Annotated in this window: 14 protein-coding genes and 1 pseudogene; 12 read left to right on the forward strand and 3 right to left on the reverse strand. The window is 37.6% G+C overall.

Translation table 11 applies throughout. The annotated features are described in order from the left end of the window. Positions 1–9: 9 nt before the first annotated feature. From rpe to ACFINM_RS03370, 10 genes are all read left to right on the forward strand, one after another. Complete coding sequence (rpe, locus tag ACFINM_RS03325) at positions 10–696, forward strand: ribulose-phosphate 3-epimerase (RefSeq protein ID WP_375640409.1); 687 nt, start codon at positions 10–12, stop codon at positions 694–696. Beyond that, a complete protein-coding gene (gene purB, locus ACFINM_RS03330) occupies positions 696–2,003 on the forward strand; it encodes an adenylosuccinate lyase (RefSeq protein WP_375613148.1) in 1,308 nt (435 codons plus the stop codon). Before rpe ends, purB begins: the two co-directional genes overlap by 1 nt. A 68-nt stretch (positions 2,004–2,071) precedes the next feature. Beyond that, on the forward strand, positions 2,072–2,620 hold the full coding sequence (locus tag ACFINM_RS03335; RefSeq protein WP_375611547.1) for an RBBP9/YdeN family alpha/beta hydrolase: 549 nt from the start codon (positions 2,072–2,074) through the stop codon (positions 2,618–2,620). 173 nt (positions 2,621–2,793) lie between these two features. Continuing rightward, positions 2,794–3,558 carry a phosphoribosylaminoimidazolesuccinocarboxamide synthase gene (gene purC, locus ACFINM_RS03340; RefSeq protein WP_273791179.1) on the forward strand — a complete coding sequence of 255 codons (765 nt, stop codon included), beginning with the start codon at positions 2,794–2,796 and terminating at the stop codon, positions 3,556–3,558. A gap of 78 nt (positions 3,559–3,636) precedes the next feature. Further along, positions 3,637–3,876, forward strand: a complete 240-nt coding sequence (gene purS, locus ACFINM_RS03345; protein ID WP_375640410.1) for a phosphoribosylformylglycinamidine synthase subunit PurS — start codon at positions 3,637–3,639, stop codon at positions 3,874–3,876. Positions 3,877–3,887: 11 nt separating this feature from the next. Next, positions 3,888–4,559 carry a phosphoribosylformylglycinamidine synthase subunit PurQ gene (purQ, locus tag ACFINM_RS03350; RefSeq protein WP_375613086.1) on the forward strand — a complete coding sequence of 224 codons (672 nt, stop codon included), beginning with the start codon at positions 3,888–3,890 and terminating at the stop codon, positions 4,557–4,559. 293 nt (positions 4,560–4,852) lie between these two features. Continuing rightward, the gene (gene purL, locus ACFINM_RS03355; protein WP_375640412.1) at positions 4,853–7,063 is read left to right on the forward strand and encodes a phosphoribosylformylglycinamidine synthase subunit PurL; all 2,211 of its coding nucleotides are present in this window, start codon (positions 4,853–4,855) and stop codon (positions 7,061–7,063) included. 57 nt (positions 7,064–7,120) lie between these two features. Beyond that, complete coding sequence (locus tag ACFINM_RS03360) at positions 7,121–7,354, forward strand: BolA/IbaG family iron-sulfur metabolism protein (RefSeq protein WP_375611543.1); 234 nt, start codon at positions 7,121–7,123, stop codon at positions 7,352–7,354. 98 nt (positions 7,355–7,452) lie between these two features. Continuing rightward, positions 7,453–7,785 carry a Grx4 family monothiol glutaredoxin gene (gene grxD / locus ACFINM_RS03365; protein WP_375606638.1) on the forward strand — a complete coding sequence of 111 codons (333 nt, stop codon included), beginning with the start codon at positions 7,453–7,455 and terminating at the stop codon, positions 7,783–7,785. 71 nt (positions 7,786–7,856) lie between these two features. Continuing rightward, the gene (locus ACFINM_RS03370; protein ID WP_375611542.1) at positions 7,857–9,113 is read left to right on the forward strand and encodes a multidrug effflux MFS transporter; all 1,257 of its coding nucleotides are present in this window, start codon (positions 7,857–7,859) and stop codon (positions 9,111–9,113) included. 466 nt (positions 9,114–9,579) lie between these two features. Here the strand turns inward: ACFINM_RS03370 and parC are convergent, their stop codons facing one another. Then, the gene (parC, locus tag ACFINM_RS03375; protein ID WP_375640414.1) at positions 9,580–11,829 is read right to left on the reverse strand and encodes a DNA topoisomerase IV subunit A; all 2,250 of its coding nucleotides are present in this window, start codon (positions 11,827–11,829) and stop codon (positions 9,580–9,582) included. Positions 11,830–12,607: 778 nt separating this feature from the next. Continuing rightward, a complete protein-coding gene (gene aspS, locus ACFINM_RS03380) occupies positions 12,608–14,401 on the reverse strand; it encodes an aspartate--tRNA ligase (RefSeq protein ID WP_375640419.1) in 1,794 nt (597 codons plus the stop codon). 132 nt (positions 14,402–14,533) lie between these two features. On the opposite strand from aspS, the gene rnd reads away from it, so the two are divergent. Together rnd and ACFINM_RS03390 are read left to right on the forward strand one after the other, a co-directional pair. Continuing rightward, a complete protein-coding gene (gene rnd, locus ACFINM_RS03385; RefSeq protein ID WP_375640425.1) occupies positions 14,534–15,688 on the forward strand; it encodes a ribonuclease D in 1,155 nt (384 codons plus the stop codon). Between the two features lie 644 nt (positions 15,689–16,332). Next, positions 16,333–16,517: pseudogene (locus ACFINM_RS03390) on the forward strand (DNA-binding protein). 273 nt (positions 16,518–16,790) lie between these two features. Here the strand turns inward: ACFINM_RS03390 and ppx are convergent. Then, the gene (ppx, locus tag ACFINM_RS03395; protein WP_375640429.1) at positions 16,791–18,308 is read right to left on the reverse strand and encodes an exopolyphosphatase; all 1,518 of its coding nucleotides are present in this window, start codon (positions 18,306–18,308) and stop codon (positions 16,791–16,793) included. Positions 18,309–18,311: the final 3 nt, after the last annotated feature.

An 18,311-nucleotide genomic window follows, 5' to 3' on the forward strand; every position in this document is an offset into this window, starting at 1 on the left:
GAGATTTTAATGCCCCATTCTCATCTCATTTCGCCTTCTCTCTTGGCTTCTGATTTTTCTAAACTTGGACAAGAAATGTTAGATGTTGTTGATGCTGGTGCAGATTGGCTTCATCTTGATATTATGGATGGGCACTTTGTTCCTAACATCACCTTTGGTCCTGAAATCATCAAAGCTCTGCGCCCATTAACAAAAGCAATATTTGATGTCCACCTGATGATCGCACCAGTAGACCCTTATTTAGAAGCTTTTGCAAAAGCAGGTTCAGATATTATAACTATTCATGCTGAAGCAGGTCCACATCTTCATCGTTCATTACAAACAATCAAAAAAATGGGGAAAAAAGCAGGAATCGCACTCAATCCAAGCACCCCTGAACATGTACTTGAATATTTGCTTGATCAATTAGATCTCATTCTCATCATGACGGTCAATCCCGGTTTTGGTGGACAAAGTTTTATTCCAGAAATAAAAGATAAAATTAAGCGCGTTAAAAGCATGATTGCAAACCGCCCTATTGATCTTGAAGTTGATGGTGGTATCACCGTTGATACAATTGGGATAGCTGCAAAAGCTGGTGCAAATGTATTTGTCGCAGGCTCTGCAATTTATAAAGATGGCAATAAAGAGCTTTACAAAACACGTATTAGTGCATTGCGCCAAGCCGCAATCCTCTCACAACAAGGAAAAAAATGATGATCGCACGTTATTCCCGCCCTGCAATGGTAACAATTTGGTCTCCTGAAACAAAATATCGTATTTGGTTTGAAATTGAAGCCCATGCCTGTGATGCTCTTGCTCACTTAGGGATTATTCCGAAAGAAGCCGCCAAAGTCATTTGGGAAAAAGGGGCAGCAGCTAAATTTGATGTCAATCGTATTGATGAAATTGAAGCAATTACCAAACATGATGTTATCGCATTTCTAACCCACCTAGCTGAATTCATTGGACCAGAAGCACGTTTTATCCACCAAGGTATGACATCATCTGATGTTCTCGATACAACGCTGAACATTCAATTGATGCGTGCGAGTGATATTTTGCTAGAGGATATAGATCAACTTCTTGAAGCATTAAAAAGACGTGCTTTTGAGCATAAAGAGACAATCACCATTGGGCGGAGTCATGGCATTCATGCTGAACCGACAACATTTGGAATCAAGTTTGCTCTTGCATACGCTGAATTTTCTCGTTGTCGCAAACGTCTTCTTGCTGCACGAGAAGAAATTTCTACTTGCGCGATTTCAGGAGCTGTAGGAACTTTTGCTAATATCGATCCACGCGTTGAAGAACATGTAGCAAAAGCCTTGAAAATGCGTACTGAACCGGTTTCCACCCAAGTAATACCAAGAGATCGTCATGCTATGTTTTTTGCAACACTTGGTGTTATTGCTTCCTCTATTGAAAGGCTAGCAATAGAAATACGCCATTTACAACGAACAGAAGTTCTTGAAGCAGAGGAACATTTCTCACCTGGGCAAAAAGGTTCATCGGCAATGCCTCATAAACGTAATCCAGTTTTAACAGAAAATTTAACTGGATTAGCCCGTATGGTACGTGCATTTGCACTCCCAGCCATGGAAAATGTAGCTCTTTGGCATGAACGTGATATTTCCCATTCATCTGTTGAGCGTTATATTGCTCCAGATGCGACTATTACACTTGATTTTGCTCTTTCTCGCCTCACATCTGTCATTGAAAATCTCATTGTCTATCCAGAAAATATGCAAAAAAATCTCAATAAATTCCGCGGTCTTGTTCACTCACAACGGGTTCTTTTGGCACTCACACAAGCAGGGATTAGTCGTGAAGATTCTTATCGGATTGTACAACGAAATGCGATGAAAGTTTGGGAACAAGGAAAAGATTTTTTAGAAGAACTCCTCAACGACAAAGATGTTACCAAAGCTTTAAGTGAAGAAGAACTTCGCGAAAAATTTGATCTTTCTTACCACACCAAACATATCAATACGATTTTTAAACGTGTTTTTGAAGAACAATAAAGCGACATAGAAAACCAAAATCCATTCAACCTATGATCAAAAATCTGTTGTAACAAAGAAAACAATTCATGAAAGCAAATCAACTCGATATTCTTATTGTTCCTGGCTACAAAGGATCTGGTCCAGATCATTGGCAAACACGCTGGGAAAAAAAATTGTCGACAGCCAGCCGCATTGAACAACTCCATTGGTCAAAGCCTGTTTGTGAAGAGTGGGTTAACAAAGTTAAAACCGCCATCGCAAAAGCTCAAAGGCCTGTTATGCTTATTGCTCATTCATTAGGAGTTCCCAGTGTTATTCATGCAACTGTACAAAATACAGAAAAAATTTGTGGCGCTTTCTTTGTTGCACCTCCAGATGTCGCCAATGAAAAAATACGTCCCAAACATTTAATGACATTTGGCCCCTATCATCGCCAAAAGCTTCCTTTTCCTTCTATTGTCATAGCCAGTCGCAACGATGAGTTTTGTCAATTTTCAGTAGCAGAAAAAATTGCCAATGATTGGGGATCACTCTTTGTTGATGCTGGGTATTCTGGCCATATTAACGCAGAATCCGGACACGGACCTTGGCCTGAAGGGCTTATGGTCCTCTCTCACTTTCTTGCAAAAATTTGATCCAAAAGAGGTGATCTTCTTTCTCATCGCTTATGTATCTTCACCTTTGGGTAAACGTGTAATGATAAAAATTATAAAAGTATCATAGCAATATCATTGAGAAATTCTATCAATTAGGATAGTATCATTTATCAATGTTATTAAAAACCTCTCAAGATAAATAGAGAATCATGATGAATCGTCGCCACCGTATTTATGAAGGCAAGGCTAAAATTTTATATGAAGGACCTGAACCAGGGACTTATATTCAATTTTTTAAAGATGATGCAACTGCCTTTAATGCAAAAAAACATGAAATTATCGACGGAAAGGGCGTTTTAAACAACCGAATTTCGGAACATATTTTTAGCCATCTTGGACGTTTGGGCATCCCAACACATTTTATCAAACGTATAAACATGCGCGAACAGCTTATTAAAGCGGTGGAAATCATTCCGTTGGAAGTTGTTGTTCGCAATGTTGCTGCCGGCTCTCTTGCTAAGCGTTTAGGACTGGAAGAAGGAACCCCGCTTCCGCAATCCATCATTGAATTCTACTATAAAAATGATTCTCTCGATGATCCTATGGTAACGGAAGAACATATCACAGCTTTTGGATGGGCTGTCCCACAAGAGATAGAAGATATCATGCAACTTTCAATTCGTATTAATGATTTTCTTTCTGGGCTTTTTGCCGGTGTTAACATCCAATTAATTGATTTTAAAATGGAATTTGGTCGCCTGTGGGAAGATGAAACAATGCGCATTGTTCTTGCTGATGAAATCTCTCCTGATTCTGCACGACTATGGGATATGCACACACAAGAAAAAATGGATAAAGACCGTTTTCGTCGTGATATGGGAGGGCTTATTAATGCCTATCAAGAAGTTGCCAAACGTCTTGGTATTATGAATGAAAACGAACCAACACGACCAAGTGGTCCCGTTCTCGTAAAGTAAAAACAAGGTAAAAAACATCACCTTATACAAACACCCCTCTTCAAAGGAGAGGTTCTTTTAACAAGCAGGAAGCAAAAAATGAAAGCACGCATCACGGTTACTTTAAGAGAAAGCGTTCTTGATCCACAAGGAGAAGCAATTATCGGTGCTTTAAAAAGTTTGGCTTTCGAAGGCATTCAATCTATTCGTCAAGGAAAGGTTTTTGATATTGTTCTTGATGATTTACCTTCTGAAACTGCAAAGAAAAAACTTGAACAAATGTGTGAAGAGTTACTCGCAAATACTGTCATCGAAAATTATACAATCGAACTTCTGTAAGTGAAACGCTCATGAAAACTGCCATCATTCAACTTCCTGGATTAAATCGTGATCGAGATATGGTTGCAGCATTACATCATATAACGGGAGTTGAGCCACTAAAAATTTGGCAAACAGAAACAACAATTCCAGATGTAGATGTTATTATTATTCCTGGTGGTTTTTCCTATGGCGACTACTTAAGATGTGGTGCGATTGGAGCGCGAACTCCCGTCTTAAAAGCCATTCGTGAAAAAGCACAAGAAGGTACGACAATTATAGGTATCTGTAATGGATTTCAAATTTTGTTGGAAGCAGGATTATTACCCGGTACTTTAATGCGTAACGCTTCTTTAAAATTTGTTTGTCGTGAAATCAAGCTTGAAGTCGTCAACGCCAAGACAAAATTTTCTCGATATTATTCTAAAGGACAAATTATTCGTTGTCCTGTTGCCCATCATGACGGAAATTATTTTGTTGATAGTGAAACATTGAAACAAATGGAAGACAATGAACAAATTGTTTTTCGCTATGCAGAAAATACAAACCCGAACGGCTCAATGAAAGATATTGCTGGTATTGTTAATAAAGCTGGTAATATTCTTGGTATGATGCCCCATCCTGAAAACTTTATTGAACCCGCCCACGGAGGTACTGACGGTCGTTTACTTTTTCAAAGTGCTTTAGAGTTAGTAAATGGATAATGCTGCAAAAATACTCGCGCTCCATAATTTAAAAAAATAAGGATTTATACCATTTCTTGCTTCATAAAGCTATAAACAAAGCTCTTCACAAACAACAATGGATATTATTTTCTAAACACATAATTATTTAAGACCATTTTTAGTCTTAAATCCCACCAAACAAACGGACAAAATCTTCAGCTTACTGTCTATAAATATTTTTATTATTAAACAACATGATTGTTTATAATATAAGCTGCTAGGTTAAAAAAATAAAAATACTAAATTTCGATTAATTTGACGGATAAATACTCATGAAGCCTTGCAATAACATCACTATTACATCAGAACTCATTGCACAACACGGGCTAAAAGAAGATGAATATCAACGTATCCTAACGTTAATTGGTAGAGAACCAACATTTACTGAACTAGGAATTTTTTCTGCGATGTGGAACGAACATTGTTCCTATAAATCATCTAAAAAATGGCTAAAAACTCTTCCGACAGAAGGAAAATATGTCATCCAAGGACCTGGTGAAAATGCTGGTGTTGTCGATATTGGCGAAGGACAATGTGTTGTTTTCAAAATGGAAAGCCATAACCACCCTTCTTATATTGAACCTTATCAAGGTGCAGCGACAGGTGTTGGTGGTATTTTACGTGATGTCTTTACAATGGGAGCCCGTCCTGTTGCTGCTATGAATGCATTGCGATTTGGTGCTCCTGATCACCCACGAACACGCCATCTTGTTTCTGGTGTTGTTTCTGGAATAGGTGGTTACAGCAATTCTTTTGGTGTTCCAACGGTTGGTGGAGAAGTAAATTTTGATGAGCGTTATAATGGCAATATCCTTGTTAACGCTTTTGTCGCCGGTATTGCAAAGACAGACGCCCTTTTTTATTCTAAAGCACAAGGTATTGGACTCCCTGTTGTTTATCTGGGTGCAAAAACAGGACGTGATGGTGTCGGTGGAGCAACAATGGCTTCTGCTGAATTTGATTCTTCAATCAGTGAAAAACGTCCAACCGTTCAAGTCGGTGATCCTTTTACAGAAAAATGTCTCCTTGAAGCATGTTTAGAGCTCATGGAACTTGGAGCCGTGGTTGCTATCCAAGATATGGGGGCAGCAGGACTCACCTCTTCTGCCGTTGAAATGGGAGCAAAAGGAAATCTGGGGATACAGCTTAATCTTGATACAGTTCCTGTTCGAGAAGAAAACATGACAGCCTATGAAATGATGCTTTCTGAAAGTCAAGAGCGTATGCTCATGGTCCTTAAACCAGAACTAGAAAAGCAAGCAGAAGCAATTTTTCATAAGTGGGGACTACATTTTTCTATCATTGGAAAAACAACCGATGATTTACGTTTTCGTGTATTTCATCAAGGGGAAGAAGTTGTCAATCTTCCCATCAAAGAGCTTGGTGATGAAGCGCCTGTTTATGATCGTCCTTGGAGTGAGCCGGCAAAAAAAACACCCTTGAAAGCAGAAGACGTCAAAAAAGTTGAAAATCTTGGTGATGCGCTTCTGTGCTTATTGAATTCTGCTGATCAAAGTTCTCGGCGATGGGTTTATGAACAATATGATACCCTTATCCAAGGAAATAGCCTTGTTTGTCCAGGAGGTGATGCAGGCGTTATCCGTGTAGGAAACAACAGCAAACGTGCTCTTGCTTTTTCTTCTGATGTAACACCTCGCTATTGTGAAGCAGACCCTTATGAAGGGGGTAAACAAGCTGTCGCAGAATGCTGGCGAAACATTAGTACGACAGGTGCAACACCACTGGCTGCTACAGATAATCTCAATTTTGGTAACCCTGAAAAACCTGAAATTATGGGACAGCTGGTTTTTGCTATTAAAGGTATAGGAGAAGCTTGTAGAATCCTTGATTTTCCTATCGTTTCAGGCAATGTTTCTCTTTACAACGAAACAAATGGGGAAGCCATTCTTCCAACCCCCACAATTGCTGGTGTAGGCCTTCTTAATGATTGGTCTAAAATGGTAACAATAAGTGGTATGCAAAATGGAGATATTCTTGTTTTAGTAGGAAATTGCGGCTCCCATTTAGGACAATCAATCTATGCACGTAACATTTTAAATATTGATGCAGGCGCCCCCCCACCTGTAGATTTACAACTTGAAAAAAAGCATGGTCAATTTGTTCGAGATGTCATACATCGTGGTTTTATTCACGCCGCCCATGACCTTTCTGACGGAGGATTAGCGATAGCACTTGCTGAAATGGTGATTAAAGCAGGTAAAGGAATCAAAGTAAAGTTAAGCAATAAATCACCCCATCATGCAGAACTTTTTGGAGAAGACCAAGGACGTTATCTTTTAGCCGTCAAACCTCACTCTCTTAATAGTCTTAAAGAGCTCGCACAAATCAATACAGTTTCTTTAACAAAGCTAGGTCAAGTTGCAGGTGATGCACTTGATATAGATAAAATACTAAAACTTTCTATAGACAAACTCACAAAAGCCTATGAAAACTGGTTTCCACAATTTATGGGTGAAGAGTAAAAATTGTTTTTTCTCTTAAACAGCCTTTATAAAAATGAACAACATAGGAGAATAATGATGGCAATGAGTGCCCATGCAATTGAAACGCTTATTCGTGAAGGCATTCCTGATGCTACAGTAAGAATTCGTGATCTTGCTGGAGATGGGGAACATTATGCTGCAGAAGTTATTTCTGAAAGTTTTCGTGGTAAAACCCGTGTTCAACAACATAAAATGGTCTATGATGCCCTTAAAGGCAATATGGGAAATGACCTTCACGCCTTAATGTTGCAAACAAATGTCCCAAAATAATCTAAAATTTCTTCTTGCATTCACACATTTAATACGATTAAAAGCAGTATGAGTATAAATTACACACTGATAAAAATCTGAAATATCGAGGGATAAAAATGACCACTGTTCATGATTTTATTGACAACGAAATTAAAACAAACGACGTCATTTTATTCATGAAAGGAACACCTGACGCTCCGCAATGCGGGTTTTCAGGACAAGTTGTTCAAATTCTTGATTATTTAGGATTGAATTATAAAGGGATTAATATCTTAACTTCTAACGAATTGCGTCAAGGGATTAAAGATTACTCAAATTGGCCAACAATTCCACAGCTTTATATCAAAGGTGAATTTATCGGAGGCTGTGATATTGTTAAAGAGATGTTTCAAAACAATGAGTTACAGGAACTTTTGAAAGAAAAAAATATTCCATGTAATCAATCATAGGTATCTTTCATTTTATTCAGACTCTTAAAAAGAGCTGTTTTCAGACGAAATTTTTATTTCAAGGATGCCATATGTCATATTCAGTCGATGAACAAACGCATAGAGATGCGATTAGAAACAAAATTGGCTATAAAGAATTTGTTATTCTTATTGCTTCGCTCATGGCTATTAACGCTATAGCTGTTGATATTATGCTGCCAGCTATGCCCGATATTTTAGACGGCTTAAATGTTCTCAATGAAAATGATCAACATTATATCATTTCGAGTTATCTTATTAGCTATGGTATTGCTCAAATATTTTTCGGTCCAATAAGCGATAGGTATGGACGACGTAAACTTATTCTTCTCGGGCTTGCTTTTTATTCATTTACGGCGATTGGCTGTGCCTTTGTAACTGATTTTTCTCTCTTACTTATTTTACGTATCTTGCAAGGAATTGGAGGGGCTGCTATGCGCGTGCTCACAGTTTCCGTCGTACGTGATCTCTACAGTGGTCGAAAAATGGCAGAAGTTATGTCTATTGTTATGATGGTTTTTCTTGTTGCACCAATGGTTGGTCCCGCAACAGGACAGATCATTTTACTGCTCGGACATTGGCAATATATTTTTATTTTCATGGCAATGATTGGTTTAGGACTGATGATTTGGATTCAACTGCGCTTGCCTGAAACTCTTTATGCGCAACGCTCTCTTTCCTTTTCTTCAGTTAAACACAACTTATGGATTGTAATAACCAATCGCACAACACTTTGCTATACACTTGCAACGTCCATTATTTTAGGCTGTATCTTTACCGCCGTTAATACATCACAACAAACATATGAAGGGATCTATAATCTAGGACTTTGGTTCCCTATTGCTTTCGCAGTTGGTGCTGCATTTCAAGCTCTATCATCATTCTTTAACTCTCAACTCGTTGGACGCCTTGGAATGCGGCGTATTGCTCATACTATGCTTTTGCTCTTTTGTGCCACTTCATGCATTTGGTTTATTGGGTCCATCTTAGCAGGTGGTGTTATCCCTTTTCCTTTTTATATGACGTTATATTGTATATTAATGTTTACCTGCGGTGGTATTATGGCCAATTTCAATACACTCGCTCTTGAACCTGTAGGAGAAATAGCTGGAACAGCTTCTTCTGTATCCGGCTTTCTTCAAACATCTATCGGTGCAGGACTTAGCTTTTTTATTGCCCAACAATTTGATGAAACAACCATCCCAAACTCAGCAGGATTTTTCTTTCTGAGTCTCACTGCCATACTTCTCGTCTTATGGGCTGAACGTGGTCATCTTTTTAGACAATATCATAGTAATCCTAACGAATAAATATTACTACGAAAGATTAATAACATCTCTCTTGAACAATAAGAAAATAAACCTATCAGACAAAATAAAACATCTCCAAATAGAACATTCTTGTGTTAAACATTCACATTGTTTGTTTAAAGGTACAGCTCTCGAAATATCAAATCATTTCACGACAGCACCCATAAATGGTATAATGTAAAAAAACAAACATACTATTGTTGCAACAACTCTTGTCTGTGAAACGGTTTATTAAAAAATATTTTTATTCTTTTCTTCAATAGTTTTTATGAAGACGGGCTGGTCTCTCATCTCATGACAGGCAAACAAACAGTTTTGATTGGTTTAACCTAAACAAGATCGAAATAAGAGAAAAACTTACGCTTTAGGTCTTTCGTTCAATATAAAAAATAATAAATTATCTTTATAAATTAATATCTTACACAATCATAAAACCATAGGGAACTTTCCCATTTATAAAATACATTTAATTGATAAATTTTCCTGATTTTGGAAATCCTCTTGGAACCAAACGCCCGACGCCCGCACGCATTCCCATCCATTCAATGAGATCATCAGCTTGACGGTTAAAGATTCGTTCAGCTGTATCTTGCCAACTTAAGCCTTCTGATAAATTAAAAGTCTTGGCATCAACAACAGCACCTTCTTTATAACGCTGTAAACGAACACCTTTACCGCGATTCATTTCTGGTATTTGTTCAATAGAAAAAATAAGCATTTTACGGTTTTCACCGACTACAGCAACATGATCACCATTTACCGGAACACAAAGCTTTACCTTATCAGGAGCTTTCACATTCATCACTTGCTTTCCTTTTCGTGTATTGGCGATCACTTCTGCAGAAGAAACAATAAAACCATTACCGTGAGATGAAACCAAGAGCAATTTTTCCTCGGCGTGATGCACAAACGCTGTGAGAACATCGTGCTCATCATCCATATCAACTAAGAGACGAATAGGTTCACCATGTCCCCGCCCTCCAGGTAAATTATTTGCACCAATAGCAAAAAACTTCCCCCCCGTACTGATCAGCACAATCTTGTCGGTCGTAAATGCTGGAAAGGCTAACTTTAAACTGTCTCCTTCTTTAAAAGAAAGTGCTTTATAATCGTTCAAGTGTCCCTTCAAAGCACGCATCCACCCCTTTTCAGAAATAACAATAGTAATCGGTTCTTTTTCGATCATTGCTTGTTGAATATCATCAAGATCATGTCTTGGTGCCTCTTCAAACGTCGTACGTCTTTTCCCCAAGAGTGTTTCAGGACCAAAAGTGTTTCGAACTTTTTTGATTTCTTCTGAAATTATTTTCCACTGTTTTATAGGAGAAGCTAACAAATTCTGTAGTTTTTCTTTTTCAGCTTTCAAACTTTCAAATTCTTTACGAATTTCAAATTCCTCAAGTTTACGCAAAGAACGCAAGCGCATATTAAGAATAGCTTCAGCTTGATTTTCTGTTAATTCAAACCGATTAATCAGCTTCTTTTTCGGTTCATCCTCTTCACGAATAATCTGAATGACCTCATCGAGATTTAAATAGGCAATAAGATATCCATGAAGAATTTCCAATCGGCTATCAATTTGATCAAGCCGATAATGAGAGCGACGAATAAGCACTTCTTGACGATGTTCAAGCCATTGCTGCAAACTTTCTCGCAAAGAAAGGACATTGGGTATTTTTCCCAAAGACAAAACATTCAGATTAAGGGGAAATCTTACTTCAAAGTCAGTCAATTTAAAAAGAGACTCCATAAGGAGCTCCGGATCAACCGACCGATTTTTAGGAACCAGCACGATTCTGATATCTTCTGCTGATTCATCTTGGATATCCTCAAGCATTGGCAATCGGCGTGCAAGCAATAACTCTGCTGTTTTTTCAATAAGACGTGACTTTTGAATCTGATAGGGAATTTCAGTTACAACAATCACATAAGAACCACGGCTACCAGATTCCTGATGCCAACGTGAACGCAAGCGAAAGAATCCACGCCCAACACGATAGGATTCCTCAATACTTTTTTTAGGTTCAACTAAAATTCCCCCCGTCGGAAAATCAGGACCAAGAACAAATTGATTTAATTCCTCATCATTTACATCGGGATGCGCAATCAAATGGAGTGCTGCATCACAAAGCTCAGCAACATTATGGGGGGGAATAGATGTTGCCATACCAACAGCAATACCAGAAGAACCATTTGCTAAAAGATTAGGGAAAGCTCCTGGTAAAACAACAGGCTCTTCATCTTCCTCATTATAGGTTAAACGAAAATCAATAGCATTCTCATTAATTCCTTCAAGTAACAATGCAGCCACTTCAGTCATACGTGCTTCCGTATAACGCATGGCAGCAGCATTATCACCATCAATATTACCAAAATTGCCTTGCCCATCAACCAACGGATAACGAACAGCAAAACTTTGAGCCAAGCGCACCAAGGCATCATAAATAGACGCATCCCCATGAGGATGAAATTTTCCCATGACATCACCAACAATCCGCGCACATTTCGCATAAGACTGTCCAGGATTTAGCTTGAGAAGACGCATCGCATGAACAATCCGCCGGTGGACCGGCTTCAATCCATCACGTACATCAGGCAATGCACGGTGTGTAATCGTAGAAAGTGCATAAGCCAAATAACGTTCCTGTAAAGCAGAACGTAATTCTATTGGTTCAATATGTTCTTTATCAAAAGGTAAATTCATTTTATCAGACATAGTATTAAAACAACAATTCCCACAATAATAAGAAATTATTTTATAGGATTTATTTAATGAAATCTTCTATGAGTCGACTTTTTTATTAAAAGTCAATTACATAAAAACAAACGCTGCAATTAGAACATGAACAGAAAATTATATCAATTTGAAAAATTTATACATGTCCTTCCCCCCTTGTCTTAAGTAATTTATTGAAAGCTTTGTCAAATTCGACGATAATTTAACTGCCCACAAAGAGTTATTTCATCTTTTCTGAAATGACAAAAGCACCTTTCAAACATCATCTTTTATTATAAAGATAAATTGTATAACAACCCCATTCAGTTTTTCTACGAAAAACCAAAAAAATGTTCAAAACTTATGAAATTTAAACTTTTCAGAGTAAGTCCATAGAATGGAAAACCACATTATTCTCATAAAAACGAAGAGACACAATTCTCTGCTACAACGTTGTAAAAACTTCAATAAAAAATAAATAATATATTGACATATAAAGATAATTCATTTTTTTCAACTAAAATGAGGCTCCCGAATATTATAGAATTCTTTTATTTCTAATTTATTCATGATCAAGCAATTATAATTATTTCCTCACCTATCACAAGGGGAAAAGCCACTATAGAAACAAGGAATAAAAATGCCTCGTAAAGAATCAACACAATAGCGTTTTGCCTATCTAAATTTCACAAATAGTACACGCACACACCGTTGACTCTTGAAAGGCATCAAAACTTCACTCTACGTAGAAAAAGACGAAAACAATCCATTATCAACTTTATGAGCTATTTTTGTGAGTAGGAGCCATGCGGATTCCTAAATCACGTAATTGTGTAGGAGAAACATCAGACGGAGCGCTCATTAAAAGATCAAGCGCCTGTTGGTTCATAGGGAATAAAGCAACTTCACGCAAATTTTTAACACCTTGTAACAGCATAATAATGCGGTCAATTCCCGCAGCCATGCCACCATGTGGCGGAGCCCCATAATGGAATGCACGATAAAGACCACCGAAACGATCTTTCACAACTTCCTTAGAAAGTCCTACAAGTTCAAAAACTTTAAGCATCATTTCTGGTAAGTGATTACGAATTCCACCTGATGCAATTTCATAACCATTGCAAACAAGATCATATTGAAAAGCTTTAATAGTAAGAGGATCTTGGCAGGCAAGGGCATTTTCTCCCCCTTGGGGCATGGAAAAAGGATTATGTCCAAAATCAATCTTTTTTTCATCTTCATTCCATTCAAAAAATGGAAAATCAACAATCCACGCCAAAGAGAAACTATCTCTATCAAGAAGATCTAATTCTTCCCCTACCCTTGTGCGTGCTGCTCCGGCAAAAGATGAAAACTTTTTTGGATCGCCAGCTACAAAAAAACAGGCATCCCCACTTTCAAGACCAAGCTGTATACGGATTGCTTCAGTCCTCTGTTCACCAATATTTTTGGCGATAGGCCCTGCTCCTTCAAATTTTCCTTCTTCTTCACGCCAGAAAATATAGCCGAGCCCTGGTTGCCCCTCGCCTTGTGCCCATACATTCATACGATCACAAAAAGCACGACTTCCACCCGTTTTAGCTGGAATAGCCCACACTTGTGCATTCTCATCATTCGCTAAAATTTGAGCAAAGACTTTGAAACCAGAATTATAAAAATGCTGAGAAACATCTTCCATAATGATCGGATTACGCAGATCAGGCTTATCAGAACCATATTTTCGCATTGCTTCATCATAGGAAATGCGAGGAAAGCTTTGTGTCACAGTCTTTCCATCTGCAAATTCTTCAAAAATAGAACGCATAATAGGTTCCATAGTTGCTAAAACATCTTCTTGCTCAACAAAACTCATTTCAACATCTAATTGATAAAATTCACCAGGAAGACGGTCGGCCCTTGGATCTTCATCTCTAAAACATGGAGCAATCTGAAAATAACGATCAAAACCTGACATCATCAACAACTGTTTATATTGCTGTGGCGCTTGCGGTAACGCATAAAATTTTCCCTGATGAACACGACTTGGAACCAAAAAATCACGTGCGCCTTCCGGCGATGAAGCTGTCAAAAGTGGCGTCGTAAATTCCGTAAAACCATTATTTTGCATAGCCCGTCTCATAGCCGCAATAATTTCAGTCCGACGCATGATATTTTTGTGCATAGTCTCCCGACGCAAATCAAGAAAACGATATTTTAATCGAATATCTTCTGGATAATCAGGCTCACCAAAAACCGGTAAAGGAAGCTCATCAGATTTTGAAAGAATTTCTACCTCTTGTGCAAAAATTTCAATCTCACCTGTTGGAAGCGCTGCATTAATAACCTCATCAGAACGAGCACATACCTCCCCATCCACACGAATAACCCATTCAGAACGCACTTTTTCAATCACTTTAAATGCTGATGAAGCAGGGTCAGCAACAATTTGTGTGATTCCAAAATGATCACGTAAATCCACAAAAAGAATCCCTCCATGATCACGAACACGATGAACCCACCCCGAAAGACGAACTTGTGTTCCTACATCACATCTACGGAGAGCCGCACAATGATGACTGCGATAACGATGCATGTTTTTTGCCTTTGATTATAATATTCACATGCGCTACAAACGCTTTTTAATAACCATTTGTCAAGATATGAGAATAAAAACTTAAAAATAAAGTCACCAAAGGACAAATTTAATTTATCGAATTATAATAAAATGATGAATCTTATTACACAAACAACAGATCTTGAAATTGCACTTAACGCTCTACGTACCTCTGATTTTGTAACAGTCGATACTGAGTTTATCCGCGAAATAACTTTTTGGCCTCAACTGTGTTTAATACAGCTTGCATCACCAGATGTTACAGTTTTGATTGATCCCATAGCACCAGATATTGATTTACAACCATTTTTTGACCTTATGGTCGATAAAAAAGTTGTAAAAGTTTTTCATGCTGCGCGCCAAGATATTGAAACAATTTATCACCTTGGAGGTGTTATTCCTTCCCCTCTCTTTGATACACAAATAGCAGGATCCATTTGTGGATTTGGTGATTCTATCTCCTATGATCAAATTGTACAACGCTGTACAGGGCATCATCTTGATAAATCCTCCCGCTTTACAGACTGGAGTTACCGCCCTTTGTCGGAAAAACAACTGCTCTATGCACTTTCCGATGTAACTTACTTAAGAGATGTTTACTTGTTATTGAAAAAAAGGTTAGAGAAAAATCAACGAGCTCACTGGATGGATGATGAAATAACAATCCTTTTAAATCCTAAAACCTATGATATGCCAGAAGATGAAGCATGGAAAAAAGTGAAAGGAAAAATTAAAAAGCCACGTGAACTTGCTGTATTACAAAAGATAGCAGCTTGGCGGGAACGTGAAGCACGAAAATACAATATGCCACGTCGTCATATCATAAAAGATGAATGTCTTATAGAAATAGCAACCCAACAACCAAAAGATGAATCTGCATTAAAACGGTTGCGCAGTCTTAATAAGAACTGGGATAAACTCTCAATTGCTCAATCATTAATCAAAGCTGTCCACGAAGGATTAGAGGTGGATCTTTCTACTTTACCCCCCATTCCTAAACATAATCCACTCAATGATACGACAGCCGCTGTTATCGATCTGCTCAAAGTGTTATTAAAAATTGTTGCAAATGAAAACAGCATTGCCCCTAAAATTATTGCAACATCTAATGATTTAGAAAAAATTGCCAATGGAGGAATAAAGAAAAATATTCCCGCTATGAATGGCTGGCGCTATGAAATATTTGGTAAAAAAGCCGAACAACTGCTAAAGGGCCAGATAGGGTTTTACTTTAACGATGGAAAAATAAGCACAAAACAGCTTTAATTTACATTTTCATTTTGAAAAATCCATTACGCTACTCATTATCTACATCAATTGGTATGCCCTATAGGCCAACGCAAACAGGATAAATAAAGCCTACTTCTGACAAAGTTAAAAAATTAAATAGTAAACTCTTATTAAAATGATAGCTAAATCTTTATCAGGTCAATTAAATAGAAATCCCATTAAAAATAATCTAAAAAAAACAGACAGTTCCTTATTTAAAAGTTTTGAAAAAAAAGTTCTGATAATAAAAGCGCATTCATTACAAAAATAGCAGCCTAGAAATAGGAACAAACAAAGATATAATGCCTCACGTTACCATATCGTATTAAAAAACTACCAAGATTGCAATCTAACAATCAAAAACGAGCCAGCATAACAACTAAAATACCTAACAAAAGCAATATATTGATTTCTAACGATAATCTAGCGTTATTTATATTGAATTAGACCTCCGAATATCGTAAGATCCTCTCATTCCATCTCAATAAGACTCATAAAGTTTCACATAAGAAATTATATGATAAAGCGCTGTTTTTTATAAATTAAACACCTTTCAAAGGATTCAAAAATCATGGTTAATAAATAGTTGTGATTTATTTCTATTTTTTATAGTGAAAGGATTTTATAATGACTGAAATGATATTCTTTTGACAGACCGTGAAAGTGCAAAACTGTTTCATATGAGTATTTCAACATTCCAGCGTCATGTAACCAATAGATCTCTCCCAAAATCTTTAAAACTTGTTTTTTATCGCGTTGGTTAAAATCGAATCTTATCAAGATAATCGAGCAAGCTAAACAGAAACGTTATAACGACGCAGCATAAAAAGAAAACCTTTTCACGTAAAAATGGACAAAACTTTTCATTTTCACATGAAGCTTATGAAGTGAAAAATCCATCCTGTGATGCACGTAACAGAATAAAAAATTATGTTTTCTTTTATGAATGCTCAGGCATTACAAATGCTTTGCGTGGTGTCTAGCAGGGGCGTTATGGAACAAGTCCTATTGTCCAGCTCATGATGATAGGCTACCTAGTTTATCCCTCGTCAATGGCCCTATTATTAAGACATAAAACACGAATAAATTAGGGAAAAAATCAAAAAATTTCAAAAGCGAGAGGTTGTTTTATTATTTTTGATAACTTCTGTAATCGTCCAAGAGGACGTTCTCCTAATAACCCAGCGTAATTCTTTGGGATCTGCAGGATAATATGATCTGCTTTTTTATGCCACAATAAATGAGGTAAAATTCCTGCAACAGAAGCACTAAAAAGATGAGCAATACGCATAGTTTCGCCAAGAATACGTGCTTTTTCAATTATATTTTGAGTTGCTAATTGAAAAATGGGAAGAGATTCTTTATCAACCAATAAACTCGTATTGCGAAAAAAAACAGCAAGCGCCGCATAAAGGCGCCCTTCATGAGAAATTCCTGGATAAGATCCTAAAGCTATTTGATTTGCTGCTTCATTGCCTCGATAATCTGGATGTATACGCCAACCAATATCCGCAAGAAGACAAGCGGCTTGACGATAACGGCATTCATTTTCGGTTTCTGAAATTCCAAAAACTTCAAAAGCATTCGTCGTAAAATCAATGAGTTCTTCTGCTTGTTTTGGTGAACGTGCCCGTAAAATAGCCATTTCTGTGCATGCTGCAATGAGAGGATCTGAAAGTCGAATCGTCTGCGGCAATCGTGAATAAAGAAAACCTTCACGAACACCAGCACCAGAAAAGATTATCTTTTCAAACTCCATACACTGAATGAGTTCAATAAGAACTATTGCCCCATAAGATAAAAGTTTTCGACGGTTCTGAGAAACCGCTGCAATCCCTCTCATATTATCAATATTGCCACGTGCTACAAGACGTAAAAAGTTCTCCATTTCAACAGCATCAACTTCATAGCCATGCATAACAGGGAGCCGATAGTGTTTCATTGCCATATGGAGTTTTGCCAAATTACGCCATGTCCCCCCTACTGCATAAAAATAACGTGCTATACCTTTACGAGCACGAACAACAGACGATTTATAAAATTGCTCATGTACAATTTTTGTAGCTACAGCACTATCATTATTTGACATATACTGTAGCCTTAAACCACCCAATGGGAGCGTTATCCCTTCACCAACATCAGAATGATCAATATCAATCAGCTCAAGACTTCCACCACCAAGATCCCCAGAAATACCTTTTGGTTGATAAAAAGTAGACACAACTCCATATGCTGAATACATAGCTTCTTCACTTCCTGAAAGAAGATATATTTTATTTTGCAAAATATCTTCAGCATGCTGAATAAATGCTACGCCATTCTGTGCATCTCGTGCTGCTGCTGTTGCTAAAGTATAGACCTCATCTGCCCCAATCTGTCGACAAAGCGTACGAAACCGTTTCAGTGTTTGCAACGCCATTTTCATCGATTTTTCTTCTAAAAATCCTGTTTTCGCCACACCATGACCGAGACCACAAAGAATCTTTTCATTAAATAAAACTGTTGGTGATCGAACAAGCCCCTCATAAATAACCAACCGAACAGAATTTGAGCCAATGTCAATAACAGCAACAGGCTTACGCCCTTTTAACCGACCTTGAGCATCTCTATATGTCATTGG

Origin of the sequence: Bartonella sp. AA168HLJHH, assembly GCF_042197365.1 — a bacterium.
Lineage (GTDB): Bacteria > Pseudomonadota > Alphaproteobacteria > Rhizobiales > Rhizobiaceae > Bartonella.